Consider the following 25,922-nt stretch of genomic DNA (forward strand, 5'->3'; position numbering starts at 1 on the left):
CCCGCCTCCCCCACCCATCCCCCCTCCCCATGTCCTGGTTCCAGCGCAAGACGGCCGGCATCCAAACCAAACGCGCCGAACAGAACGAGTCGCCCGAAGGGCTCTGGCGTAAGGACCCGAAGACGGACGAGATGGTGAGCCTCCGCACCCTCGAGGAGAACCACATGGTGAGCGAGTCCGGCCACCACTTCCCGCTCAGCGGCCTCGGCTACTGCCGGATGCTCTTCGACGACGGCGCCTTCACCCGCTTCGACGACACCCTCGTCTCGACCGACCCGCTCGATTTCCATGACCGGAAGCCGTACGACGCCCGACTCCAGGCGGCCCAGCAGAAGACCGGGCTCAACGACGCCGCCGTCGCCGCGCTCGGGACCGTCGGCGGGCACAAGCTCTCCCTCGCGGCGATGGACTTTTCGTTCATCGGAGGCTCGATGGGGTCCGTCGTCGGCGAGATCGTGGCGCGGGCGATCCGCCGCGCCGTGGACGAGCGGTGTGCGCTCCTCATCATCTCGCAGAGCGGCGGGGCGCGGATGATGGAGGGCGCGCTGAGCCTGATGCAGATGGCCAAAACCTCGGCCAACCTCGCTGTCCTCGCCGAGCAGGGCCTCCCGTACATCTCGCTCATGACGTACCCCACGACGGGCGGCGTGACGGCCTCGTTCGCCATGCTCGGCGACTTCAACGTGGCCGAGCCGGGCGCGCTGATCGGGTTCGCCGGGCCGCGCGTGATCCGCGAGACGATCGGCCGCGACTTGCCGAAGGGGTTCCAGAGCTCGGAATTCCTCTTAGAGCAGGGCTTCCTCGACGACATCGTGCCGCGCCCGAAGCTGCGCGAGTCGCTGATCCACATGCTCGACCTCCTCTTCGAAGACGCCGCCACCGACCGCCAGCGCCCCGCCCCCGAGCCCGCCACCGCCGACTCGACGGCGTGACCCTACCGCCGCACCTTGTGGTATTGCCGCCACCGAGATGGGGTTAACGGCTTCATCGCCCGAGCCCAGAGTGTGAAGAGACAGGGTGGCAATTTCACATTATTAATGGTTGGGCATTCTTCCTCATGGCACATCGCACGAAATCCGGGATCACCGTACAGGCAGGGCCGAGGATGATTCTGCAACGTCCGCAGATGGCGGCTCTCCTAGGGACAGTGGCAGCGGAATGGTCGCTCCTTGAGCGTTGGATCACAAGCCTATACGCGTACCTAATGGGGGTGTACCTCCCTCGGACCCCAGGCTTCTTCCCCCCAGTCCACCCCGTCGCACTCCAGGTGTTCGACACGCTCCAAACATTGCACCTCCGGCTCGAACTGCTCACGAAGCTAGCGGATTGGGTGGTGAAGGACGACGGTCTTCGGGAAGAGTTGAAGGGGCCGGTCGTTGCCTCCATCCGTAGAGCAGCGAAGGACCGCAACAAGTGGGTCCACGCCCAGTGGGGCATCGCTCCCGAGTACCCCGATTCACTCATCTTCATGCCCACCTTTGGACATCAGCTAGTCGTCAGCGAATCCGACCTCAACGAAGCCATCGATCGGATCATAGGAGCGCGCGATGTGATCGGAAAACTCGAAACACGTGTTCGGGACTCTATCGACGGCATAAGGACCGGTGACGACTCGCGCCCCTTGTAAATGGCGAGTGCGTCCGAAACAAGCCGCCAAGTAGCTCGGGCGATGTTGGAGCCTCGCCATCCAGGATGCCTATCCCGCAACTGCACACCGAAGAAGAGCGCGCCTCACCTGATCGGCAAACCACTGGACCATGAGATTGCTGTCGGGCATCGTCGTGGTGGCCTTTGCCCTCTTCCTGATCGGGCTCGCCGTGACGATCCTCGCTCGACCTGCGCGCGCCGAACGGTTCCTCCACGCCTTCGCGAGTTCGGCCCGCGCGCACTACCTCGAACAAGCTGTGCGCCTCGTAGTAGGCGGCGCGCTCGTCCTGTTCTCCCCAGCAATGTGGCAGCCCGACGTGTTCCGCGTCTTCGGCTGGGTCGTCGTTGGGACGACGGTCGTGCTCCTCTGTATCCCCTGGCGGTGGCATCACCGATTCGCGACGTGGGTCGTGCCGCCGGTCATCCGGTACATGAAGCTCTACGGCGTCGGGGCCGTCGTGCTGGCCGCGCTCCTGCTCTACGGGGTGTGCGCCGGCAGCGCGAGCGGCGCGGTGTAGTCTTCGGTCTGTAGCACGCGGGACGCCCGACCGCACGCGGGACGCCGGAATCAGGCGTCCCGCTCGCAACGGCGGCGAGCCCGTGCGCATCATCCGGCCGCCGCGCACGAGGCGGCAGGCTGTATCCTTAGGTTTCGCCCTCGGCCAACGACGCCTCCCGATGCCCGACCTCGCCCCTCCCCTCCGCCCGATGCCGCCGATCCGGCCGCTCGTCATCTTCGCCGCGTGGAACGGCGTGTGGCTCGTGGCGACGGCGCAGTACCTGCTGGCGTACGCGTTCGCCGACGTCCCGCTGGAGTGGGAGCGGATCGGCTGGAACCTCCTCATCTTCAACCTCTGGGCGCTGGCGACGCCGCTGATCCTCCGGCTCGTCCAGCGCTACCCGGTCGGCGGGCGGCAGGCCGTACCCCACGCGCTCGTCCACCTCGGCGCCGCGCTCGCCGTCAGCGTCGGCACGACGCTCGTGTACTTCGGGCTGCGCGGGGCGTTCGAGGCGTTCGTGGGCAACCCTTATGATGCCCTCGCCGAGTTCAAGTCGGCGCAGGTCCGGACCCTCTTCCTCGACCTCATCTTCTACACCGCCGTCGCGGCCGTGCTCCACGCGCTCAGCTACCGGCAGCAGTACCTCGAGCGCGAGCTCCGCGCGGCCCAGCTCGAAGGCCAGCTCGCGCAGGCGCAGGTCGCCGCGCTGCGGATGCAGCTCAACCCCCACTTCCTCTTCAACACGCTCCACGCCATCTCGTCGCTCATGGACGACGACGTGAAGCGCTCGCGCCGGATGCTCGTCGACCTCTCGGACCTCCTCCGCCTCTCGCTCGACAGCGTGGGCGAGCAGGAGGTCCCGCTCGAACAGGAGCTCGCCTTCCTCGACCGCTACCTCCAGATCGAGCGCGTCCGCTTCGGCGACCGGCTGACGGTGGAGATCGACGTGGACGAGAACGCGCTCGACGCCTTCGTGCCGAACCTCATCCTCCAGCCCCTCGTCGAGAACGCGCTGAAGCACGCCGTCGCGCCGTTCGCCGGGCCCGGCCACGTCGCCATCCGCGCCCGGCGCAGCGGCGCCACGCTCCGGCTCGAGGTCGAGGACGACGGCCCCGGCCTCCCCATCACGTTCCCCTCCGGCGATGGGGCCTCCGGCGACGGCGCGCTGCCATCGGGCGACGGCGCGCCCGCCCCCGGCTCGGCGCGCGGCGGGCTCGGCCTGCGCAACACGCGCGAGCGGCTCGAACGGCTCTACGGCGACGCCCACCACTTCGCCCTCCGCAGCCGCCCCGGCCACGGCCTCACGATCTCGCTCGTCGTCCCCTTCCACACCACCCCGACCTTCGTCTCCGCGTGACCCAACCCGCCCCGACCGTGCCGTCCGACCCGAACCCCCTCGACCGCCCCATCCGCGTCCTCATCGTGGACGACGAGCCGCCTGCCCGCAAGCGCATCACGAAGCTGCTCGCCGACCAGGACGGGTTCGAGACCGTCGGCACATGCACGAACGGAAAAGAGGCCCTCGCCGCCATCCAGTCCGAGGAGCCGGATCTCGTGCTCCTCGACGTGCAGATGCCCGAGATGAGCGGGCTCGACCTGCTCGAAGCGCTCGACCCCGATACGATGCCCGCCGTCATCTTCGTCACGGCCTACGACCAGCACGCCCTCCGCGCCTTCGAGCTCCACGCCGTCGACTACCTCCTCAAGCCGTTCGACGACGAGCGGTTCGAGCAGGCGCTCCAGCGGGCGCAGGCGCGGATCGAGCGCGGCCACCTCGCCGGGCTCAGCCACCGCCTCCTCGCCCTCCTCCGCACCGTGCAGGAGGGGCGCGACGAGCCCGTCGGCCTCGTGGACCGCCCGCCCCAACAGCCGACCGACCGCCTCGCGATTCGCTCCGGCGACCGCATCCTCATCGTGAAGGTCGACGACATCGACTGGATCGAGGGCGCCGGCGTCTACGCCCGGCTCCACGTCGGCGCCAAGACGCACCTCCTCCGCGAGACGCTGACGAACCTCGCCGAGCAGCTCGACCCCGAGCGCTTCGTCCGCATCCACCGCTCGACGATCGTCAACCGCGAGCGCGTGCGCGAGCTGCGGAGCTACTTCCACGGCGAGTACATCGTGCTCCTCGACGACGGCACGCAGCTCAAGCTCAGCCGGACCTACCGCGACAGCCTCGAGAGCATCGCCGGGCGGCTCGGCTGAGCGGCCCGTTCGTATCAGCGCCGGGCGGGCTCGTGACACCGACGCATCCCACCGATGACCGCTCCGTAGCACTGCGTGTGCGCCTCTCCCGAGGGGCCGGCCCGACCGAGGGGCTGAGCAGGACTCCCGGTCGGCCGCCCTCGGTGGAGGCGCTTTCTATTTCCCAAATCCGACCTCCATGCGCGCGCTCGTCCTCGCCGTTCTCCTGACCCTCGCGCCCGCTGCCGCCGCGCAGCCCGACGCCGATCTCCCGACCGCCAACGCAGCCGACGTCGCCTCAGTCGATGCCATCCTCACCGCGCTCTACGACGTGATCTCGGGGCCGCCCGCCGAACTCCGCGACTGGGACCGGATGCGGACGCTGTTCCTCCCCGGCGCCCGCCTCATCCCGACCGGCCCGCAACGCGACGGCGGCAACGCAGCCCGCGTCTGGACCGTCGAGGAGTACATCGAGCGGGCCGGGCCACAGCTCATGCAGAACGGGTTCTGGGAGACGGAGATCGGCCGGAAGACGGAGCGGTTCGGGGCCGTCGCCCACGCGTTCAGCGCTTACGAGAGCCGGATCGAGACGCCGGACTCGGACCCGGTCATGCGCGGGATCAACTCCATCCAGCTCTTCGACGACGGGAGCCGGTGGTGGATCGTGTCGGTGCTGTGGGACAACGAGCGGCCCGGCCAGCCGATCCCCGAGCGCTACCTCTCCACCGGCGACTGACGCTCGCTCGGGCCGCTAGCCCCGGCGCGCTCGCCGCCGCCGCCGCGCGGCCTCCTTCCGAAGCGCTTCGAGCTGAGTCGCGTAGCTCTCCGCCGCGATCTGCACGGCGCTCCGCACCGCCGCGTCCTCGACGCAGGCGCGCTCGACCTCGTCGATCTTGGCGCGGAGCCGGGCGAGCGCGACGTAGTACGCCTCGCGCTCCCGCCCCTCTTCTTCGGTGATCGTATTATTGAGCGGCATCCCGCCTCCACAGTGGTGACGGACCCGAAACTACGCTGTGCCCGGACGGCTGCACTAGCACCATCGGCGCGACGGGATCACTAAATTTTCCACGCCCCGGCTCGTGGTATCGCCATGGCCTCCCCCACCGATCCGTTCCCCTTCGCGACCTCGCTGAGCCTCCAGCGCCTCGCCGATTTCTGGGAAGACGCCGGGGCCGACGGGCAAACATGGAGCCCCTTCGCCCGCGTCGTCGCCGAGCGGCTCGCTGCCACGCCCGCCGCCCTCGCCGCCGACCTCGACCCCGCGTTCCTCCGCGACCACGGCTCCCTCGCCGACCTCCTCCTCAGCGCCGTCTTCCCCCGCGCCCACTGGGACGAGACCGTCGCTGCCGTCATGCCCGTCTTCGGCACCGACGTGCTCTACGCCACGCCGACGTGCGAGCGGCTCGGGCTCTTCGACGCCGAGCTCCACCGCCGGATGAGCCTCGACCGGGGCGGCTTCGAGTTCGGCCGGACGATGATGGCGTACTACCTCCTCCTCGAGCACTGCTACGGCATCCGCGTCCCGTACGACGTGCCGCTCATCGTCACGCTCGACGACGCGGAGACGGGGCTGGAGCGCTATTTCAAGCTCGACGTCGACACGCGCTTTGCGTGGGTAGACACCGACGGCCCGTGCCCGGCGCTCAGCGAGACCGACCTCGCCCGCCTCGTCGCCGCGCCGGTCGACCGCGCGCTGTGGCAGCGGCTCCTCCCGCCCGAGCGGTTCACGCTCCGCGGCTTCGGCATCGTCAGCGCCCTCGACGTGACCGATCAGCAGGTGCTCTCGGCGCTGAAGGACGACCTCTTGCAGAAGGGGGCGATGACGTCGGAGGCGAGCGTGGCGCTCCTCGAGCCCCGCCTCCGCTCGCTCCTCGGCTGCCCGAGCGCGCGGTTCGGGCTGATCTGCCTCGAAGAGGGCGAGCTGAGCGACGACGACGCGCGCGACCCCGCCGTGCGCCGCGTCCGCGCCGTCGGCCGGAGCCTGCTGCTCTCGTCGGGCGAGGTCCCGTTCTGCCCGAACAAAGGCCACTCGGTGTACGCCCGCGCGATCGAGCAGCGTTACCCCGTCGTCGTCCCCGACCTCACGGTGCACGAGCCGCAGACGGGCTACGAGGCGCACCTGCTGGCCGAGGGCTTCCAGAGCGTGATGGTGGCCCCGCTGCGCGCCGGGTCGCGGACGGTCGGGCTGCTGGAGCTGGCCTCGCCCGAGGTCGGAGCGATCAACGCATTCAACACGATGAAGGTGGATGAGGTGGCGGGCCTCTTCGCCACGGCGATGCGCCGGAGCCTCGACGAGCGGCGCGACCACGTGCAGGCCGTCATCAAATCCCAGTGCACGGCCATCCACCCCGTCGTCGAGTGGCGCTTCCGCGAGGCGGCGATCCGCTACCTCGACGCCGAGGGCGGCGCGGCGCGCGTGATGGAGCCCATCGTGTTCCCCGGCGTCGTCCCGCTCTACGGGCTCTCCGACATCCGCCGCTCCTCGTCGCACCGGAACGAGGCGATCGCCGAGGACCTCACCGAGCAGCTCAGCCTCGCCTTCTCCGTCGTCGTCGAGGCGGCGTCGTACCGCCCGCTGCCGGGGCTCGACGAGATCGGTTTCCGCCTCCAGCGCCTCATCGAAGAGATCGAAGAGGGGCTGAGCACCGAGCACGAGGTGGGCGTGCTGGAGTTTCTGCGACGCGACGTCGAGGGGCTCTTCGACCACCTCGCCCGCTACGGGCCGCGCGTCGGCGAGCGTGTGGCGACGTACCGCGCCGCGCTCGACCCCGCCCTCGGGATGCGGTACGGCGCCCGACAGCGTTACGAAGCGTCGGTGACGAAGATCAACGAGACGATCTCGTGCCACCTCGAACGGCAGGAGGCGTACGCGCAGGCCCTCGTCCCCCACTACTTCGAGAAGTACAAGACCGACGGCGTCGAGTACACGATCTACGTCGGCGACGCCATCCTCGAAACGGGCGAGGCGGACCCGCTCGCCCTCCGCAACCTCCGCCTCTGGCAGCTCATGACGACGTGCAGTACGGCGTGGGCGCTCGACCGCATCGCACCGGACCTCCCGATGCCGCTTGAAACGGCCCACCTCCTCCTCGTCCAGAGCACGCCCCTCGCCATCCGCTTCCGCTACGACGAGAAGCAGTTCGACGTGGACGGCGCGTACAACACGCGCTACGAGATCGTCAAAAAGCGGATCGACAAGGCGACCGTCGCCGGAACCAAGGAGCGGCTCACGCAGCCGGGCCGCCTCGCGATCGTGCTCTCCCACCAACGCGACCTCGCCGAGTACCGCACCTACCTCGACTACCTCCGCGCGGCGGGCTACGTCGGCGGCCCCGTCGAGGAACTCGGGCTGGAGCCGATGCCGGGCGTGCAGGGCCTCCACGCGCTCCGCGTCCCGATCGCGTCACAGCCGCGGGGGATGGAGTTGGACGTGACGCCCGAGCACGCGCGCCGCGCCGCGATGGAAACGGCGTAGTACGGAGGTGCGGGGGTGTGGATGTGGTTGGACTTTCACACCCCCGCACCTCCACACGTTCACACGTCGCCGAGCGCTTTCGGGGGGACGAGGAAGACGAGTTCGCCGCGCCCGAACGCCACGTCGCGCCACCGCGATACGCCGACTTCGACGCACGCCAGCGCCGCCGTCGGGAAGCGCACGGCCCCACCACCGATGAGCCGGCCGACGGTCTCACCCCACCCCGGCTGGTGCCCGACGAGGAGGAGCACGTCTGCCGCCTCATCCGCCGCGTGGATCTCGCCGAGGAGGTCGCCCGGCCCCGCGCCGTAGAGGTCGCGCGTCGCCCGCACCGGGGCCGTGAACCCGCCGGCCTCGCGTGCGAGGTCGAGCGTCGCGAGGGCCCGCACGGCCGTCGAGGTCACGATTTGGTCGGGAATCACGCCGCTCGCGGCGAGGAAGCGACCCATCGTTTTGGCCGCCTGCCGGCCACGTTTGTTGAGGGGCCGGTCGTGGTCGTGGCTGTAGTCGGCGTCCCAATCGGACTTGCCGTGGCGGAGGAGGAGGATCGTTTTCATGGGTGGTGGTCCGTTGTCAGTGGTCGGTAGTCCGCTGTCACGGGAGTAGGGGCGTGGAGGGAAAGAGCGGGCTTCTCTTCTAGCTCCCACCGCGGCCTCCGGGGGCGCGATCCCGACGGACCACGGACCTCGATTCCGGCTTCGGCGCTGAAGCCAGCGCTCATCGTGCTCCCGGATTCGGTTTGGCCGGTCGGTGGAAGCGGTAGCTGCGGAACGTCGTCACGAACTCCTGCACGAGCACCTTCAGCACGGCGGCGGCGGGGACGGCGAGGAGCAGCCCGAGCAGGCCGAACGCATCGCCCGCCGCCAGGAGGACGAGGAGGATCACGAGCGGGTGCAACTCTACGTTCCGCGACAACAGGAGCGGCTGCGAGCCGAAATTGTCGATGAGTTGGATCACGAAAAAGGCGACGACGATGGGGAGCACCTGATCGAGCCCGCCCGTCGTCACGGCCGAGACCGCGACGGCGATGACGCCGCCGATGAAGGGGCCGAGGAATGGGATGAGGTTCGCCACGCCTGCCGCCGCGCCGACGAGGAAGTAGTACTCGACGCCGATGAGCCACAGCGCGAACGTGGCGAGGAGGCCGACGATAAACGCGGCGAGGAGTTGGCCGCGGAGGTAGCCGCCGAGTTGGGCGTCGGCTTTGCGCAGCGCGTTGAGGGTGAACTCGAAGTAGCGGTTCGGGACCGCGCCGATGAACGCCCGCCGGAAGCGGCGCCCGTCTTTGAGCAGGAAGAACGCGATCACGGGGACGATCACGAACTGCGTCGCAAGGCCGAGCACGCCCGGCACGAACCCCACGACGTCGTCCAGGTGCTCGGTCGTGAACACCGCCACGCGCTCTCGCAGGTCGGGCCGGGGGACGCCGAGCGGGGCGAGCCGGTCGCCGAGCCACCGCTCGATGTCGCCGAGCACCTCGGACGCGACTTCGAGGTCGATCCCCTCTTGCAGCCCAGCGACCTGCGCCGCCAGCGACGGGAACAGGAGCGCGAGCGGCACGCCGATTAGCACGAGCAGCCCGCCGAAGACGGTGACCGACGCCCAGAGCCGGCTCATCCCGCGCGCTTCGAGCCGTACGGCGAGCGGGTCGAGGAGGTACGCCAGCAGCCCGCCGAGCACCACGAGCTGCACGACGCCGCGGACTGGCCACAGCAACGCAACGGCAGCCACCGCCGCCGCGGCCAGCAAGAGAGCCTTACCCCATCGCGGCATCGTCGTCCGGTTCGGTGCCCGCTTCCAACGTAGCGAGACGCTCGTGCAGACGCTGGAGCTCGCCGTCGGCGTGGACGAGGCGGGTGCCGAGGTTCTGCGCGAGCGGCAGCAGCAGCTTCACGCCCACGCGCGGCGAGCGCTCCAGCAGGTCGAAGAGTTCGGGCTGGAAGAGGCCGTGGAGCACGGTCGGCGCCGTGGCCGTCGCCCGCGCCGAGCGCGGTGTCTCGTTGAGGAGGGCGATCTCGCCGAAGAAGTCGCCGCCGCGGAGCTCGGCCAGCAGGCGCTCCGTCGGCTCGTAGACGATCGCGACGGAGCCGCTCTCGACGACGTACATCCCCACGCCGGGGTCGCCCTGCCGGAAGATCACCTCGCCGGTGCGGTACTCCCTCCGGTAGAGGATCTTCTCCAACTCGGCGAGCTCGCGCCGGTCGAGGTCGGTGAACATCGGCACCCGCCGGAGCAGCGCCTCGGTACCCGCGACAGGCCGCACGCGGAAGACGTTGCCCCAGAGGCTATCCATCGCGGCGCTCCTCCCCGCTGCGGCTCTCTTCCGAGCGCGCGCGCGGGATCGTGAGGATGAACGTCGTCCCCTGCCCCTCGCGCGACTCGACCTCCATCGCCCCGCCGTGCGCCTTCGTGATGATCTCGTAGGAGAGCGAGAGGCCGAGGCCGGTCCCCGTGCCCGGCGGCTTCGTCGTAAAGAACGGCTCGAAGACCTGGGCGCGGACCTCGGCCGGAATCCCCGTCCCGTTGTCCTCCACGCGGATGACCACCTCGCCGTCCCGCGCCACCGTCCGCAGCGCGACCACGGGGTCGAACGCCTCGTCGGCGTCGGCCTTTTCGGTGACGGCGTAGAACGCGTTGTTGAACAGGTTGATGCACACGCGGCCGAGGTCCTGCGGCACGACCTCCACCTCGCCCACGGTCGGGTCGAGGTCGTACTCGATCGTCACGTTGAAGTGGGGGTCGGCGGCGCGCATGCCGTGGTAGGCGAGGTTCGCGTAGTCGGCGACGAGCTTGTTGAGGTCGGTGGGCTGGCGCTGGCTGGCGTTCGTGCGCGCGTGCATCAGCATGTTGCGGACGGTCGTGTCGGCGCGCTCACCGTGCTCGGAGATCTTCTGGGCGTTGTGGGCGAGGTCGTCGAGGAGGTCGTTCACCTCGTCCAGCACCTCAGAGACGGGAGCGTCGCGGTGCTCTTCGAGCGTCTCCTTCAACTCGCCCGCGAGGTCGACGGAGAGGCGCGCGAAGTTGTTGACGAAGTTGAGCGGGTTCTTGATCTCGTGCGCGATGCCGCCGGTGAGCTGCCCGAGCGAGGCGAGCTGCCGGGCGCGGACGAGCTGGTCCTGCTTGATCCGCAAGTCCTCGCGCGCGGATTCGAGCGCGGCGTCGCGCTCGCGCAGCGCCTCCGCATGGGCCTCGGCCTCGGCCCGCAGTTCGGCGTTCGCCTTCGCCAGCCGCCGGCTCGACCACCAGAGGTAGCCGGCGAGCCCGAGCACGGCGATGCGGAAAACGAGGAGGAGCGGGTCCATGAGCGCGATGAGAAGAGCGGGGAGCGAGCGGCGGCGGCCCGAGATCGCTACGGCCTAAACGTACGGCGCCGCGCGTTGCGACGGGGCACCCGACACTACGATGCCTCGCGCCGCGCGCACGAGCGCAGCACGTCGGCGACGTCGTCCGCCATCGCCGTGAAGTGAACGGCGTAGCCGTCGTCGGAGGCTTCGAGCACCTTCGCGTAGGCGTGCCCCTGCGCCGACGCATCGGGCAGCGGGACGTGGAGCTTGAGGTCGGCGAAGGGGTCGAGCGGGCGGTCGGTACGGAGGAGGCCGCCCGCCTCGGAGAGCGCGACGAAGTCGGCGTCGACGGCGTCGTCACCGAGCCGCTTCCCGTCGAGCACGTAGAAGCGGACGGGGAGCGGGCGGGCGAGCGGCTGCAGCGCGTGGTTCTGCTCCGGCAGGGCGAGCCCGACCGGCCCGCCGATGCCCTCGATCTCGAAGAGCGGGATCGGATCGGCGAAGCCCTTCGCCCCGAGGTGGAGAGCGCGGCGGACCTTCACGTCCGGCCCGGCCTCGGAGAGCGTCGACTCCGAGACGAGGATCTGCCCGCCGACCGTGGCCGACTCGATCCGCCCCGTCTCGTTCACCGGGCTCCCGACGACGCCGTACTTCATCCGCTTCTCGGACCCGATGTTGCCCACGACGACGTCGCCCGTATTAATGCCGATCCCCATCTGCAGGCGCGGCAGCCCCATCGCGGCGGCGCGCTCGTTCACTTCGTCCATCGCGAGCTGCATCGCAATCGCGCAGGCGACGGCGCGGCGGGCGTGGTCCTCCCGCGCGACGGGCGCGCCGAAGAGCACGAGGATCCCATCGCCGATGTACTCGTCGATCGTGCCGCCGTACTCGGCGATGACGCCGGCCATGACGCCGAGGTGGATGTTGAGCACGTCCACGACGCGTTCGGGCGCGAGCCGCTCGCTGAGGGCGGAGAACCCGCGGAGATCGGACATGAGGATCGTCACGCGCCGGCGCTCGCCGCCGAGCTCCGTCGCCTCCGGCCCGGCGAGGAGCGTCTCGGCCACCTCGTCGGAGAGGTAGCGGCCGACGGTCTCGCGCGCGTGCGCCGCCTGCTTCCGTTCGCCGACGCGCTCGAGGGCTTTGTCGAGCGTGACTTCGAGGTCGTCGAGGTCGATGGGCTTCGTGAGGAAGTCGAACGCGCCCCGGTTCATCGCCGTGCGGATGTTCATCATGTCGCCGTAGGCGGTGACGACGACGGCACCGGGCTGGCCCTCGCCCCCGCCGAGCCGCGTCAGCTCGGCGAGGAGGGTGAGCCCGTCCATCCGCGGCATGTTGATGTCGGTCAGCACGAGATCCACGTCGGGGTGCGACCGGAGTTGGTCGAGCGCCTCGTGCCCGTCGCCCGCGAAGAGGAAGTCGAGCTCACCCTTGCGGATGCGGCGGCGGAACTTCTGGCGGATCAGCGCGGCGAGGTCCGGCTCGTCGTCGACGACGAGGACGAGGGCCTCGGGCCGCGCCGTCTTCTCGGCGTGGGCCGCTTCCTCGGCGGGTGCCGCCTGCTGGTCGTCGGCCGGTGGCGCGGCGGTGTCGGGGGTCGTCTCTTCGCTCATGCGCTCTCGGCTTTCGTGGCAATCAGGGCGGGGGGCGGCAGGACGACGTCGCCGTTGCCGAAATCGAACGTCAGCCCCTCGAACGCCACCGTGCACCCGATGTCGTGCGGCGCGAGCCGCTCGTTCGCGTCGGCCTGGATGGCGTCGAGTTCGTCGTCGGTCCGGTCGGGGTCGTGGTGGAACAGGACGGCGTTCCGAACCCCCGCCTCAATCGCCAGTTCCGCCGCCTGCGCGACGCTGCTGTGGCCCCACCCGCGCCGCGCCGCGATCTCGGTGTCGAGGTACTGCGCATCGTGGCAGAGCACGTCGGCGTCCCGGCAGAACGCGACGATGGCGTCGTGGTCGACCTCGCGGGCGGGCGGGTCGAGTTCGTTGTCCGGGATGAACACGAAGGACCGGCCCTCGTGCGTGACGCGGTAGCCGAACGCGCCGCCGGGGTGGTTCAGCGCCTGCCGCGCGAGGTCGATCCCATGCTCGGCGAGGAACGCGACGGGGTCGCCGCCGACGCGCCGGACGGCACACGGGAGGTCGCCGGGGTGGAGCGGGTAATGGACGCCGTCGAAGAGGGAGAGCGGCGACCACGAGCCCTCGTCCTCGTCCCGGTGGTCGAGGAGGTGGACGAGCCGGCCGTCCTCGTAGAGCGGGGCGAAGAACGGGAAGCCGATGACGTGGTCGGCGTGGAGGTGCGTGAGGAGGACGAAGAGCTCCTCGCTCCGCCCGACGAGCGCGCGGCCGAGCGGTCGGATCCCGGTCCCCGCGTCGAGCACGAGGACGCGGTCCCCGACCACGACCGAGACGCACGTCGTGTGGCCGCCGTAGCGCGCGAACGGCGCGCCCGGTGCCGGCGTCGAGCCTCGGACTCCCCACAGGGTGACGCGCATCAGGGCTGGGGGATGAGGTTCGGGAACGTCGGAGCCGTCTCCACGACCGGGACTGGCTCCGACCCGATCACGTCGGTCGCGATGAGGTAGTACGTCCCGATGAAGAGGAGCACGCCCGTCACGATCGCGATCATGAACACGGTGTACGAGGTCCGGAGCAATTTGAACTTCAACGTCAGCACGCTGCCGAGCCCGTAGAGGTCGCGGATCATGTTTCGGTAGAGCCGGTCGTTGTCAAGCATCAGCTCCGTCATCCCCTCCTCGAACTCGTCGCGCCGCATGTTGGCAAAGTGGCCGAAGAAGAGGATGTTCGCGGTGTTGGCCCGCACCTGATCGAGCGTGATCGGGTCCTCGTTGACGCGGGGCCGCGCCGATCGGATGGCGAACACCATCGAGATCAGGCACCCGATCATCAGCACCGACGTCGGGATGAGCAGCCACGGGTTCGAGTCGATCTTCGGCGAGATCGCCCCGAGGAGGATCGGGAGGATGAGGCCGTTGATCGAGATCATGATGTTGGCCTTCGTGTCGGCCAGCGACGAGAGGTCCATGTGGACGCGGTACGACGTGCGGAACATGGTCTCGACGCCGCGGCTCGACCCGAGCGACGTGTCCTTTTTCTTCTTCTCCTTCTTCTTCCGCTTCTTCTCGGCCTTCCGCTCGGCGCGGGCCTCCTCCACCGCCACGGCCGCCGCCTCGGCGACGGCCTCGACGTCGGCGGATTCGAGGACTTCGGGCTCGGGCATGTCGGGCTCGGGGCCGGCGCTGCCGTCGGACTCGGCCGGCTGCGCCTCGGGAGAGACGGGTTCGTCAGACTGCATGGGGATGGGGGCTGGGGAGTGGGAACGGCAGGTTAGGACGCTGTCTGCGCACGACTAGTACAAAAATCCGAGGCCGATGTTCACGAGGGCCCCCTCCGGCGACACGCCGACGGTCCCGCGCAGCAGGGCGAGGTCGAAGAGGTTGACCCACAGCCCGCCGCCGTAGCCCTGGTGCCACGTCGAGGAGCCCTCGCCGTCGGCCCAGACCCGGCCGTTGTCGACGAAGCCGAGCACGCCGAGCGTACCGCCCGCCGCGTACGTCCGGAAGTCGAGCAGCGCGATGCGGAGTTCGGCGTTCTGGTAGAACGCGGAGCGGCCCGCGAACCGCGTCGACCGATAGCCGCGCAGGTTCTCGACGCCGCCGAGCGTGGCGGCGCGGTAGAACGGGAAGTCCCCCGCCACGTGCTCGGCCCCGACGCGAAGCGCGAGCGTGACCTGGGGGCTCAGGCTCGGCGAGAGGTAGACGGCGAGCGCCGACGAGAGCGGCGCGAACGTATCCCCCGCGTTCGCTACGCCGGTGCGGATGCCCGCCCGGTTCTCCCACCGGAAGCCCCGCTGCGGGTTCACCAGCCGATCCTCGTAGTGAAGCACGGCGAAGGCATCGCCCCCGACGAACGCTTGGCCGTCGAACACCTCGGCGTCGGCCGGGAGGTCGCCGAGGATGCGGCCCTCGGTCTGCTCGACGAACGTGACCTCGGCCGCCGGCCCGAGCCCGAACGCGGCCCCCTCACGGAACGTGAGGCCAAGCGCGAAGGCGGCGGCGGCGCTCGCCTGCCGCACGCGGTAGAACTCCTCGTCGAGGTCATCGGTCGTCTCGTTCCCGAGCCCGTAGAAGTTGTACACGTCCTGCGGCGTCGCGCCCTCGACCTCGGTAAAGACGTCGAACCGACCGACCCCTTCGACCCAGTGACTCCGGTAGGCGGCGCTGACAGCGCCCGTCCCCGTCGCCACGGTCGCCGTAATCTGGTGCTGGATGCCGTAGGGCTCGCGCCGGAACTTCGGCCGCGTCCAGATCACACTTGCTCCCACCGCCACCCCTTCCGTGGCGCTGTAGCCGACGACGGGGAGGTACGAGCGCTCCGGGTAGGAGAATTCCTGGGGGTCGTACCGGTTGACGGCGGGGTCGTCGGAGAGCGTGACGCGGGCACGACCGGCCCCGATCTCGTTCCCGCGCTCGGTGTCGTAGACGTGGAGCCGTCCGCTCGCCCCGCCCTCGGCGTCGACCTCGTCCTCGTCCGTCCCGCCGACGACGCGGACGTACGGACCGCCACCGTCGCCCCGGATCTCGAAGCGGTCGCGCCCGCCGAGCCCGTAGAGCCGGATCTCGTCGGTCTCGCCGTCGAAGAACGTGCGGCGGTAGAGCTGACGGCGGTCCTCCCCTTTCTTGCTCGTCTTGGAGACCGTCACCGTCGTCGCCTCCCCCTCGCGCTCGACGACGAACCGCTCGTGCTTGTCCGACCCGACGATGTCGACGGTGCCCGCGAGCAGCTCGTAAAACTCGTCGGCGACCTCGGGGAGCCGGTCGCGGCGGCTCTGGAGCGTGCGCAAGACGCGCTCGCCGTGGAGCGCATCGACTTCGTCGGGCCAGGCGTCGAGCGCGTCGCGGAGCACGTCGTCCGTCATCCGAGCCTGGAGGTCGCGGGCAATCGCTTGCCAGTCGTCGCGCGTCAGTTCGTTGAGGAAGCGGCGGTCCTGGAACAGCCCGTTGTCGGTGAGCCCGATGAGATCGCCGTACTCGGGGTCGAAGTCTTGGAGGCCGCGGACGGCCTTCTGCGCGATGCTCGGCAGGAGCCCGGTGAGGCGGAAGAACACCTGGTCGCGGTCGCGCGGGATCGGACGGTACACCTTGCCTTCGGTGCGGGCGTCGCCTTCGAGCGTGGCGTCGAGCATGAACGGCTCGAACTGCGCCCACCGCCACTGGTCCTCGTGCCGGTCCCAGTCGCCGATGAGGAGGTCGAAGAGCCGGTTCCGCAGGAAGAACGGCTGGTCGACGCGGGTGTCGTTGTCCTCGCGCAGCTCCCGAAACAGCGTCGCCGACCCGTCGATGTCCTCGGCATTCCCGAACTTATCGAGCCCGGCCGCTTCGTCCGTGGGCCGCTCCTCGAAGAGGACGAGCGTGTTTGCGAACGTCTCGCGGTAGACGCCGAGGCGGGGGTCGTCGGGGACGACGACGATCTGCGGGTTCGTGTGGTAGATGCCGGCGGCGTCGGCGAGGCGCGGGACGACGAGGGCGCCGTACGGGTTCGAGCTCGAGATCTGGTCGGAGAGGACATCGGCCGCGAATGTGTTGCGGAGCGCGGGCGGGAGCAGGAGGTCGGGCCGCTTCTGAACCTGCCGGAGCACAAACTCGCGCCCCTCCGGGTTGGCGAGCCGGAGCGAGACGGTCTGGTAGCCACCGCCGCGCTTGAGCGGGGTCAGCCCGCCGTACGCCCTCCCGAGATCGAGCACGGGCACAGCGACGGGCGCCGTCCAGACATCGCGGTAGTTGTCGCCGAAGAAGAACCGCTTGACCGGCCCCGCGCCGAGCGTCGGATCGGCCACGGCAACGCGCGTGCTGTCGGTGTAGTCGGGCAGCGCGGCGGGGTCGATGTCGGGCACCTCGGGGTCGACGGCTTCACCACGGGGCTCTTCGAGTTTCGTGCGGAAAGCGAGCGATCCGCCGGGCGTGCCGTCGGGCTCCCAGAACTCCAGCCACATCGTGTCGTCCTCGTAGAACTGGAGCGAGGCGAAGCCCGCCGTCCCCTGCGTGAACCCGGCGCCCGAGCCCCCGGCGAGGGGCCCGCCCCGCGCCCCTCCGCCGCTCACGACGTGATGCTGCAACTCCAGGGCGTCGGTGCGGAAGGGGATGTACTGGAGGCCGTACTCGTGCGACGCGGCATAGACCACGCCGTCGTGCTCGCTGAGCACCTCGGGGAGCGCGTCCCGCAGCTCGCGGTAGTCCTCATTCGAGAAGTCCTGCCGCCCGCCGAAATAGCTCCGAAACAGCGGGTACGCCGAGCCGATGATGGGAAGCGGAACGTAGAGCGGACGCCACAGGTCGGTCAGCGGGAACAGGTGCTGACGGAGGGCGAACTGACCTGCACGCGCCCCCGTCGAGAACACGGGGTGGTGCCCGGCGACGACGATCCGCTCGTCGTCGTACTCCTCGATGATCTCGTTGAGCCGGACGACCACGTCCACCTCCGATTCGATCTCGTCCCCATCAATCTCGCCCGTCGGCCGGTCGTCGGGGTCGCGGAGCCACCACTCGGTGTCGAGGGCGACGAGGATGAGGTCGTCCGTCAGCTCGATGACGCTCGGCCCGGCGAGGCCGCCTTCGGGCCGGAGCACGTCGCGGCCGAGGCGGTCGGCGAGCCCGTCGGCCTGCCGTTCGAGGGCGTCGCCGTCGCCCCGGTCCCGGTCGCCGGGGAGCACGACGACGCGGCCGGGGTAGCCCTCGACGAGCGCGGCGACGCGGTCCAGCGAGGCGTCGCCCGCTGCCCGGTTCGCCGCGAGGGAATCGGGCAGCGGGCGGAGGAGTTGGTCGCCGAGGAGCACGACGGCACTCTGCTCGCCCGCCTCGGCGAGTTGGGCGCGGAGGGCGTCGAGCGCGGGCGTCTCCTCCCCCGCCTCCGCCGCGACGTTCCCGACGAGGAAGAGGCGGTACGCGAGGTCGGTGCGCGGCGGGGGCTGCACGCCGTCCCACGACGCGAGCGGGTCGCTGACGTAGGTCCCGGACGAGGCGCACGCGCCGAGCGTGAAGGCGAGCGCGAGCAGGACGAAGAGGGGTCGCACGGGCGAGGAATACGGAGGTGTCATCGAGCGGGTTGGTAGTCGTAACGGAGGAGGCGGGCCGCGTCGCCGTCGGCTTCGCTGGCGAGGAAGAGCGTGCCGTCGGGGAAGAAGGCGATGGCTTCGGGCTGCGGCAGGAGTCGCTCGGGGAGCGGCCACACCGCCGTGACGCTGCCCGCGCGGTCGAGCACGGCGAGCGCTTTCCGCACGGACGAGAGGACGTAGACCTCGCCGGTCACCGGGTGCACCCCGAGCGCCGACGGCTTGAAGGTGTTGATGTCGACGAGCGGCCGGACGAGCGCGCGCACGGTTTCGTCGACGGCCCGTTCGCCGTCACTCGCGGCGAGCGATTCGGCAGCGATCACGAACGCCGGCTCCGGGTCGAGCGTGTTCGTGGCGAGATCGAAGGCGTAGACGGCGCGTACCCCGCGGAGTCCGCGACCGGGCGACTCCTTGCACGCGATGAGGAGGCGGGCCGCGTCGGCGTCGTAGCCTAACCCCTCCGCGTCGCACGAGCCGTGGAGGCCGGGGTCGAGCGTCGGCGCTCTGGCTTTCTCGGCCTGCCAATCCTCGATCACCGCGAGTTCGCCGTCGCTGCGGAGCACGACGACGCGCTCGCCCACCCGCTCGACGCCCTCGTAGTCGCCGTCTTTCCCGAAGTCGTGCTCGTGCGTTACCTCGCCCGTCGCCGCGTCAATCACGTAGAGCACGCCGTCCTCGTCCTGCACAGCGCCGAGGCGGTCGCCGTCGAGCGCGGTCAGGCCGGAGATCTCGTCGAGCCGGCCGGGCAGTTCGAACTGCGCCGTCGGCGCGTCGAAGCGGTACGGCGGAGCGGCTCCGTCGGCCCGCGCGGGGGATGCCGTGGAGGCGGACGCGCCGGGGGGCTCCCCGTTGCCGCAGCCGCTCGTCACGAGCGCGATCAGCAGAAGTCCTGCGAGGGGACGCAGCACGAAGCGTTCGGAGTTGGTGGGAGGAGGACAGCGGCGGCGCGGCCGGCGAGGCAGCCCGCGATGGGAGAAAGGTACGTCGCCCGCCGCTCCCGCCCTCCGGCGCCGGCGACGAACGATAGGCGGAGGGCGGCGTAGACCGTATCGGCCGGCGCGCCGCCTTCTTCACCGCGCCGCCCCTTCTTCCCTCTCTTCGCTCCCGACGTTCCCGCCCGTGCCTGCCCCTCGCGAAATCGTTACGCCAACTGTCGTTCTGCTCCACGGCCTCGGCCGAACTGCCCGCTCGATGGCCCCGCTCGCCGCACGCGTCGCACGCGCGGGGTTCGACCCTGTCAACCTCGACTACCCCTCGACGTGCCACGCCATCGAAACGCTCGTGGACGAGCATGTCCGACCCGTCGTCGAGTCGGCCGGCGCGCGCGGGCCGGTCCATTTCGTCACGCACTCGCTCGGCGGCATCCTCGTCCGCGCCCTCGCCGAGCGGCACGGGCTCCCCGACGGGACCCGCGCCGTGATGCTCGCGCCGCCGAACGCGGGCAGCGAGATCGCCGACGCCCTCCGCGACCGGTGGCCGTTCACGCGGTTCTGCGGACCGGCCCTCGCGGAGTTGGGGACCGATGACGGGTGCGTCCCCCCACGCCTCGGCCCCGTCACGGCTGAGGTTGGCGTGATCGCGGGCGTCCGTAGTCTTTACCCGTGGTTCTCGCCCCTTTTCGATGGGCCGAGCGACGGGCTCGTCGCCGTCGAGCGGACGCGCGTGGAGGGGATGGCCGACTTCGCCGTCGTGCACGCCGGGCACGCGTTCATCATGCGGAACCGGACCGTCGCCGAGCAGACGGTCCACTTCCTCCGCCACGGGCGCTTCCGGAACGGTGAGGCAGGCTAGCGACGTTTACGTGGATTAGAGACCTCACGGTATCTTCCATCGCGTGAAAGCGCTTCCTCCCACCAACGACGGTCCTTATGAACACGCTGCGCCAGAGCACGATCACGGGATGGGGCCTCTACGCCCCCGAACGCATCGTCACGAACGACGAGCTCGCTCAAACCCTCGACACCACGGACGAGTGGATCCGCACGCGCTCCGGCATCGCCCAGCGCCACGTCGTCGGGCCCGACGAGTTCACGTCCACGATGAGCACCGCCGCCGCGCAGCGGGCGATGGACCAGGCCGGCGTCACCGCCGACGACCTCGACCTCATCCTCGTCGCGACCTCGACGCCGGACTACCTCACGCCGCCCGTCTCCAGCCAGATCCAGGACATGCTCGGGGCGAACTGCGGGGCGATGGCGCTCGTCGTCGGCTGCACCGGGTTCGTCTACGCCGTCGTCACCGCGCACCAGTTCATCGCGACGGGCGCGGCGAAGACGGTCCTCGTCATCGGCGCGGAGACGATCACGCGCAACCTCAACTGGGAGGACCGGTCGACGTGCGTGCTCTTCGGCGACGGCGCGGGCGCCGTCGTGATGCAGGCCACCGACGAGACCGACGCGGGCGTGCACGCGTTCGTGCTCGGCTCCGACGGCTCGGGCGCCGAGCACCTCATCCAGTATTCCGGCGGCACACGGACGCCGCCAACGGCGGAGACGATCGCCGCCGGCGACAACTACCTCCGGATGAACGGCCGCGAGGTGTTCAAATTCGCGACGACGAAGATGGTCCAATCGCTCGATCAAGTGATGAGCGACGCCGGCATCACGGCCGACGACATCGACCTGTTCATCCCGCACCAGGCCAATGCCCGCATTATCGAGTACGCGGCGCAACAGGCCGGCATCCCGATGGAGAAGGTGGTGATGAACGTCGAACGCTACGGCAACACGTCGGCCGCGACGATCCCGATCGCGCTCGCCGAGGCGTTCGACGCAGGCCGGGCGAAGCCGGGCGACACGCTCGCGCTCGTCGGATTCGGCGCGGGGCTGACGTGGGCCGCCTGCATCTTCCAGCTTGCCGCCACGTCCGTCGCTCCGTCGAAGGCGAAGCAGCATCCGCACCCGGCCGTCGAAGGGTTCATCGCGTAGGCCGGCGGGTCGGTTTAATGCTCCGTGTCAATCCGACGATGCCGAAGGAGCCCTCGGCCGGGATACACAGCATGCACGCCCGCGCCGACGGCATCACTGGCTTGCAGGATAGCGGATAACCCATGAGCGGGATTGCGGGCCTTTTCCAACCCAACGGCCCGGCCGTCGCGGAGAGCGACCTACGGCGCATGACGGAAGCGTTGGCCCACCGAGGCGGCCACGCTGCATGTTGGTCACACGCCGCGGTCGGGCTCGGGCTCCAGTCGAGGACCGCGGCGGCGGGGCCCATCACCTCCGGCCCGCTTGCCCTTGTCGCAGACGCCCGAATCGACAACCGGGTGGAGCTGATCGCAGCACTGTCGCTCCCCGGCCCGGCGTCGGAGGTCACCGATGAGGCCCTGATCCTCGCGGCCTACGAGCGATGGGGCGACGACTGTCCCGCGCACCTCATCGGAGCCTTCGCGTTCGCGCTCTGGGACGAGCGCCGCCGCACGCTCCTCTGCGCGCGCGACCACCTCGGCATTCGCCCGTTTTACTACCATCGCACGGACGCCCACTTCGCGTTCGGCTCGGAGATCAAAGCGCTCCTCGCACTCGGCGTGCCCCGGCAGGTGCGCGCGGCGAGCGTGGCCGACTTCCTCCTGCTGCAGCCTGAGGACAAGGAGGCGACGTTCTATGAAGGGGTCCTTCGGCTCCCACCGGCCCACACGCTCACGGTGACGCCGGACGGCCTGCAACGACGCCGCTACTGGTCGCTCGACCCGGACCGCACCCTCGACCTCGGCTCCGACGAAGCCTACGCCGAAGCGTTCTACGAGCTGTTCGACGAAGCTGTGCGCTGCCGCCTGCGCGGCCCTGCCCCCGTCGGCTCCACGCTCAGCGGCGGGCTCGACTCGTCGTCCATCACCGTCCTCGCGCGGGATCGGCTGGCGGCGACGGGCCGCGACCCGCTCGACACGTTCTCGCTCGTCTTCGACGAGGTGACGGCGAGCGACGAGCGGCGCTACATCCAGTCCGTGCTGGACCAGGGCGGCCTCCGTCCGCACCTCGTCCACGGCGACCGCATCGGCGTGTTCGAGGAACTCGACCGGATGCTCGCGCACCTCGACGAGCCGTTCTTCGGGCCCAACCTGTTCCTCCACTGGGGCCTCTACCGATCCGCGCAGCAGCAGGGCGTCGGCGTGTTGCTGGATGGCGTGCTCGGCGACAGCGTCGTCTACCACGGCGACGTGTACCTCACCGAGTTGGTCGCGCGGGGCCGCTGGCTCGCCTTCGGACGAGAGCTGCGTCCCACGGCGAGGAAGTGGGGCCGCGGGTGGAAGGGGCTCCGGTACGTCGCGCGCCGGTACGTGTGGACCCCGCTCGTCTCCGAGCCGCTGCGCCGCACGTTCCCGTCCCTCCCCTGGCGTCCGCACCCGAACGACTTCGCCAGCACGCTCTTGAACCCGGAGTTCGCGCGGAACTTGCGAGATTCAGAGCAGGCGGACTTCGTCGGGACCGACAGCCATCGGTCTCCTCGCTCGGTGCGCGCCGCACACTACGACGAGTTGACCTCCGGGCTGCTGCCGGCGGCGCTCGAAGTCATGGACCGCGCCGTAGCCGCATTCGGCATCGAAGCCCGCTACCCCTTCGCCGACCGCCGCCTCGTCGAGTTCTGCCTCGCGCTGCCTCCGACGCAGCGGTTCCGCCAGGGCCGGACACGCGATATTCTGCGCCGCGCGATGCACAGCCACTTGCCCGAGCCCATTCGGACGCGGAACACGAAGGGCAACCTCAGCCACGTCCTCGCTCACAGCCTGCGCGATCCGTCGACCGGCCTCCGGGACTTCGTGGAGGACCGCCTCTCCATCGCCGAACCGTATCTCGACGTCGACGTCGTGCGGCGCGCGTATCGCGCGGTCGTCGACGACCGCGCGACCGGCCAGGCGCGCATGGCGCTGTGGCAGGCCGCCGTCCTCGTGCGGTGGCTGGAGCGAGAACGGGAAGCTCCGTCCCGCGCGAACCACCCTGACCTTCACCCCAGCACCTGAATCCCGCAGCGCCTTGCCCCCCTCCGCTTCGATGCACCGCTACGTAGCCTACGGGCTCTCGATCGCGACGAGTATCCCGCTCCCCGAACTCCCCCCCGCAGACCCGAGTGTGAGCGGCGCGCCGGACATCCAGTTCTTTGGGGAGCCGCTGGGGACGCCGCCCGAGCCCGGCTCCGTGCCCGCGTCCACCGACGGACAGCAGGTCGTGATCGCGTGGGGCGACTACGTGACGCTGCGGATGCGCGGCGGGCACGAGTGCGCGTTCGACACCTCCGAAGCCCTCGCCGAAGCCATGCTCCGGCGGTACCTGCTCGGCCCCGGCCTCGGCATCCTCCTCCATCAACGCGGCCTGCTCGTCCTCCACGCCAGCGCCGTCAACCTCGGCGGCGAAGCCGTCCTGTTCATCGGCGAGAAGGGAGCCGGCAAGTCGACGACGGCCGCCGGCCTCCTCGCCCGGGGACACACGCTCCTCTCCGACGATGTCGTCGCCATCGACCTCACCGACCCGGCGCGCCCGCTCGTCCTCCCGGCGTTCGCCCAGATCCGGTTGCGGCCGGACTCCGCCGCCGCCGTCGAGGTGCCCGACGACGAACTCGCGACGACCAATCTCACGCTCGACAAGCGGCTGTGGCAGGTGCACGACCGGTTCCAGTCCGCCCCGGTGCCGCTGCGGGAGATCAACGTGCTCGACCGTGGCGTGCCAGGCGCCGTGGAGAGGCTCGCGAGCGATGCCGCCCTCGCCCAACTCCTCACGCACCTCTACGCGCCACGGTTTGCCGGCACGTCCGTGATGACGGGCGCCCACCTCCAGGCGTGCGCGACGCTCCTCGGCGCGGTCATCGTCCGGCGGCTCTCGCGCTCGGAATCGATGCGGGACCTCCCGATTTTGCTGGATACGGTCGAAGGCGACGGGCGGGCCGCCTAGCGCGGCGCGCGGGCCGGCGGCGGCGTACCCGGACGCCGAGAGAACGCACGACGTCCGCGCGGCTGCTAAGATCAGACGTGTATTGCAAGTACGCCTGTCCTGTAATATCATAGCCCTGACGTGAAAAGGTTTTCACACCGGGGCTCCCTCCGGTAGCGCTTTCACAACGCAGCCCTTGGCGCGGTACGGTTGGGGGACGTGTGCGACCATCCTCTCTCCCAACCGCTTCGAAACCGATGCCGAACCGCCTCTACGTCATCCGGACCGCCCTGATCGTCGCGCTCGGCGGCTTCCTCATGGGGTTCGACGCCTCCGTGATCTCCGGCGTCGTCAAGTTCATCGAGCCCGAGTTCAACCTGACGAAGCTGCAGCTCGGCTGGTCGGTGAGTTCGCTCACGCTCACGGCCACGCTGGCGATGATGCTTTCGGGCCCGCTCAGCGACCGCTACGGCCGGAAGTCGATCCTCGTGCTCGCCTCGATCCTCTACGCGGTCTCGGCGATTGGGTCGGCCATCGCGCCCTCGTTCTGGTTCCTCGTCGTCGCGCGCATGATCGGCGGGCTGGGCGTCGGCGCCTCCCTCATCATCGCGCCGATGTACATCGCCGAGATCGCGCCGCCGGCGATGCGCGGGCAGATGGTGTCGTTCAACCAGCTCAACATCGTCCTCGGCATCACCGTCGCGTTCTTCACGAACTACCTCATCCTGCAACTGGCGGACTCCCCCGCGGCGTGGGCGCAGTCGCTCGGATTCGCCGGCAACGAGTGGCGCTGGATGCTGGGGCTGGAGACGCTCCCCGCCGTGCTCTACTTCGTCGGGCTGTTCTTCGTGCCGCAGAGCCCGCGGTGGCTGGTGATGCAGGGCCGGCACCAGGAGGCCCTGCCCATCATGGAGATGGCGGTCGGGAACGTCGCGGCCATGCAGGAGCTCTCCGACATTCAGAAGAGCATGGTGAAGGACGAGGTGCAGGAGAAGGCCTCGGTGCGCGACCTCTTCGCCCCCGCCATGCGCCTCGTCATCACGATCGGCGTCGTGGTCGGCGTGCTCCAGCAGATCACCGGGATCAACTCGGTGTTCTTCTACGCCCCGATCATCTTCGAGCAGTCGGGCATCGGGACCGACGCGTCGTTCGTGCAGGCGATCCTCGTCGGCGTGATCAACCTCGTGTTCACGATCGCCGCGATCGCGCTCATCGACCGGCTCGGGCGGAAGCCGCTCCTGGGCATCGGGCTGACCGGCATCACGATCGCCATGTTCGTGCTCGCCTACGGGTTCGGGCAGGCGACGTATACGCTCAGCCCCGAGTCCCCGGCCGTCGTCGTCGAGCGGCCCGAGGCCCTCATCCCGCTCGTCGGCCAGACGTACGACAGCGACGTCGCCTTCAAGGGCGCGCTGCAAGAGGCGCTCGGTGTGGACGACGCGACGGTCTACGAGTCGCAGCTCATCACCGAGGCGATCTCGATGAACCCGACGCTGATCCTGTTCGGGATTCTCGGCTTCGTCGCCTCGTTCGCGATCTCGATCGGGCCGGTGATGTGGGTGCTGTTCTCCGAGATGTTCCCCAACCGGATCCGTGGACTGGCGATCTCGTTCGTCGGCCTCATCAACTCGGCGGTCAGCTTCCTCGTGCAGCTCGTCTTCCCGTGGGAGCTCGCCACACTCGGGAGTTCGCTGACGTTCCTCATCTACGGGCTCTTCGCCGCCGTCGGGCTCGTGTTCGTCCTCCTCGTCGTGCCCGAGACGAAGGGCAAGTCGCTCGAAGAGCTCGAAGCCCAGCTCGTCCGGACGCCCACGTAGCGAGCTGGCACCCGATCTGACTCCGT

22 protein-coding genes are annotated in these 25,922 nt (G+C 69.9%); 12 read left to right on the forward strand and 10 right to left on the reverse strand.

The features are described 5' to 3' along the window. Positions 1-29 precede the first annotated feature (29 nt). From accD to ABJF88_03700, 6 genes are all read left to right on the forward strand, one after another. Complete coding sequence (gene accD, locus ABJF88_03675) at positions 30-932, forward strand: acetyl-CoA carboxylase, carboxyltransferase subunit beta (GenBank protein MEP0546006.1); 903 nt, start codon at positions 30-32, stop codon at positions 930-932. A 125-nt stretch (positions 933-1,057) separates the two neighbouring features. After that, a complete protein-coding gene (locus ABJF88_03680; protein MEP0546007.1) occupies positions 1,058-1,627 on the forward strand; it encodes a hypothetical protein in 570 nt (189 codons plus the stop codon). A gap of 130 nt (positions 1,628-1,757) precedes the next feature. Continuing rightward, positions 1,758-2,165, forward strand: coding sequence for a hypothetical protein (locus ABJF88_03685; protein ID MEP0546008.1), 408 nt, complete (start codon positions 1,758-1,760; stop codon positions 2,163-2,165). A 160-nt stretch (positions 2,166-2,325) separates the two neighbouring features. Then, positions 2,326-3,504 (forward strand): histidine kinase, encoded by a 1,179-nt coding sequence (locus ABJF88_03690; GenBank protein MEP0546009.1) that lies wholly within the window; start codon positions 2,326-2,328, stop codon positions 3,502-3,504. Beyond that, a complete protein-coding gene (locus ABJF88_03695) occupies positions 3,501-4,352 on the forward strand; it encodes a LytTR family DNA-binding domain-containing protein (GenBank protein ID MEP0546010.1) in 852 nt (283 codons plus the stop codon). The genes ABJF88_03690 and ABJF88_03695 overlap by 4 nt, the downstream gene beginning before the upstream one ends. A 178-nt stretch (positions 4,353-4,530) precedes the next feature. Next, entirely contained in the window at positions 4,531-5,067 is a 537-nt protein-coding gene (locus tag ABJF88_03700; protein ID MEP0546011.1) for a hypothetical protein, read from the forward strand. Between the two features lie 15 nt (positions 5,068-5,082). Here the strand turns inward: ABJF88_03700 and ABJF88_03705 are convergent, their stop codons facing one another. Then, on the reverse strand, positions 5,083-5,307 hold the full coding sequence (locus ABJF88_03705) for a hypothetical protein (GenBank protein MEP0546012.1): 225 nt from the start codon (positions 5,305-5,307) through the stop codon (positions 5,083-5,085). Between the two features lie 114 nt (positions 5,308-5,421). Between ABJF88_03705 and ABJF88_03710 the strand changes: the two genes are divergently transcribed. Further along, a complete protein-coding gene (locus ABJF88_03710; GenBank protein ID MEP0546013.1) occupies positions 5,422-7,806 on the forward strand; it encodes a GAF domain-containing protein in 2,385 nt (794 codons plus the stop codon). 59 nt (positions 7,807-7,865) lie between these two features. Here the strand turns inward: ABJF88_03710 and ABJF88_03715 are convergent, their stop codons facing one another. From ABJF88_03715 to ABJF88_03755, 9 genes are all read right to left on the reverse strand, one after another. Continuing rightward, entirely contained in the window at positions 7,866-8,363 is a 498-nt protein-coding gene (locus ABJF88_03715; GenBank protein ID MEP0546014.1) for a histidine phosphatase family protein, read from the reverse strand. A gap of 160 nt (positions 8,364-8,523) precedes the next feature. Beyond that, positions 8,524-9,579 carry an AI-2E family transporter gene (locus ABJF88_03720; GenBank protein MEP0546015.1) on the reverse strand — a complete coding sequence of 352 codons (1,056 nt, stop codon included), beginning with the start codon at positions 9,577-9,579 and terminating at the stop codon, positions 8,524-8,526. Continuing rightward, positions 9,563-10,099: a cyclic nucleotide-binding domain-containing protein gene (locus ABJF88_03725; protein ID MEP0546016.1), complete on the reverse strand. Its 537-nt coding sequence runs from the start codon at positions 10,097-10,099 to the stop codon at positions 9,563-9,565. The genes ABJF88_03720 and ABJF88_03725 overlap by 17 nt, the downstream gene beginning before the upstream one ends. After that, entirely contained in the window at positions 10,092-11,108 is a 1,017-nt protein-coding gene (locus ABJF88_03730; protein ID MEP0546017.1) for an ATP-binding protein, read from the reverse strand. Before ABJF88_03730 ends, ABJF88_03725 begins: the two co-directional genes overlap by 8 nt. A 95-nt stretch (positions 11,109-11,203) precedes the next feature. Then, positions 11,204-12,703, reverse strand: a complete 1,500-nt coding sequence (locus ABJF88_03735) for an adenylate/guanylate cyclase domain-containing protein (GenBank protein ID MEP0546018.1) — start codon at positions 12,701-12,703, stop codon at positions 11,204-11,206. Next, positions 12,700-13,584, reverse strand: a complete 885-nt coding sequence (locus ABJF88_03740; GenBank protein ID MEP0546019.1) for an MBL fold metallo-hydrolase — start codon at positions 13,582-13,584, stop codon at positions 12,700-12,702. Before ABJF88_03740 ends, ABJF88_03735 begins: the two co-directional genes overlap by 4 nt. Continuing rightward, entirely contained in the window at positions 13,584-14,405 is an 822-nt protein-coding gene (locus ABJF88_03745) for a Pycsar system effector family protein (GenBank protein ID MEP0546020.1), read from the reverse strand. The genes ABJF88_03740 and ABJF88_03745 overlap by 1 nt, the downstream gene beginning before the upstream one ends. A gap of 54 nt (positions 14,406-14,459) precedes the next feature. Continuing rightward, entirely contained in the window at positions 14,460-18,179 is a 3,720-nt protein-coding gene (locus ABJF88_03750; GenBank protein MEP0546021.1) for a BamA/TamA family outer membrane protein, read from the reverse strand. A 20-nt stretch (positions 18,180-18,199) separates the two neighbouring features. After that, complete coding sequence (locus ABJF88_03755; GenBank protein MEP0546022.1) at positions 18,200-19,126, reverse strand: SdiA-regulated domain-containing protein; 927 nt, start codon at positions 19,124-19,126, stop codon at positions 18,200-18,202. Positions 19,127-19,337: 211 nt separating this feature from the next. Here ABJF88_03755 and ABJF88_03760 point away from each other — a divergent pair, with 211 nt between their 5' ends. The 5 genes from ABJF88_03760 (at position 19,338) to ABJF88_03780 (ending at position 25,896) form a co-directional block, all read left to right on the forward strand. Further along, positions 19,338-20,009, forward strand: a complete 672-nt coding sequence (locus ABJF88_03760) for an alpha/beta fold hydrolase (protein MEP0546023.1) — start codon at positions 19,338-19,340, stop codon at positions 20,007-20,009. Between the two features lie 77 nt (positions 20,010-20,086). Beyond that, positions 20,087-21,145 (forward strand): beta-ketoacyl-ACP synthase III, encoded by a 1,059-nt coding sequence (locus tag ABJF88_03765; GenBank protein ID MEP0546024.1) that lies wholly within the window; start codon positions 20,087-20,089, stop codon positions 21,143-21,145. A 188-nt stretch (positions 21,146-21,333) separates the two neighbouring features. After that, positions 21,334-23,175 carry an asparagine synthase-related protein gene (locus tag ABJF88_03770; GenBank protein ID MEP0546025.1) on the forward strand — a complete coding sequence of 614 codons (1,842 nt, stop codon included), beginning with the start codon at positions 21,334-21,336 and terminating at the stop codon, positions 23,173-23,175. A 31-nt stretch (positions 23,176-23,206) separates the two neighbouring features. Then, positions 23,207-24,100, forward strand: coding sequence for a serine kinase (locus ABJF88_03775; protein MEP0546026.1), 894 nt, complete (start codon positions 23,207-23,209; stop codon positions 24,098-24,100). 236 nt (positions 24,101-24,336) lie between these two features. Continuing rightward, positions 24,337-25,896, forward strand: a complete 1,560-nt coding sequence (locus tag ABJF88_03780; GenBank protein ID MEP0546027.1) for a sugar porter family MFS transporter — start codon at positions 24,337-24,339, stop codon at positions 25,894-25,896. Positions 25,897-25,922: the final 26 nt, after the last annotated feature.

This window comes from Rhodothermales bacterium (assembly GCA_039944855.1).
In the GTDB taxonomy this organism is placed as follows: Bacteria; Bacteroidota; Rhodothermia; order Rhodothermales; family JANQRZ01; genus JBBSMX01.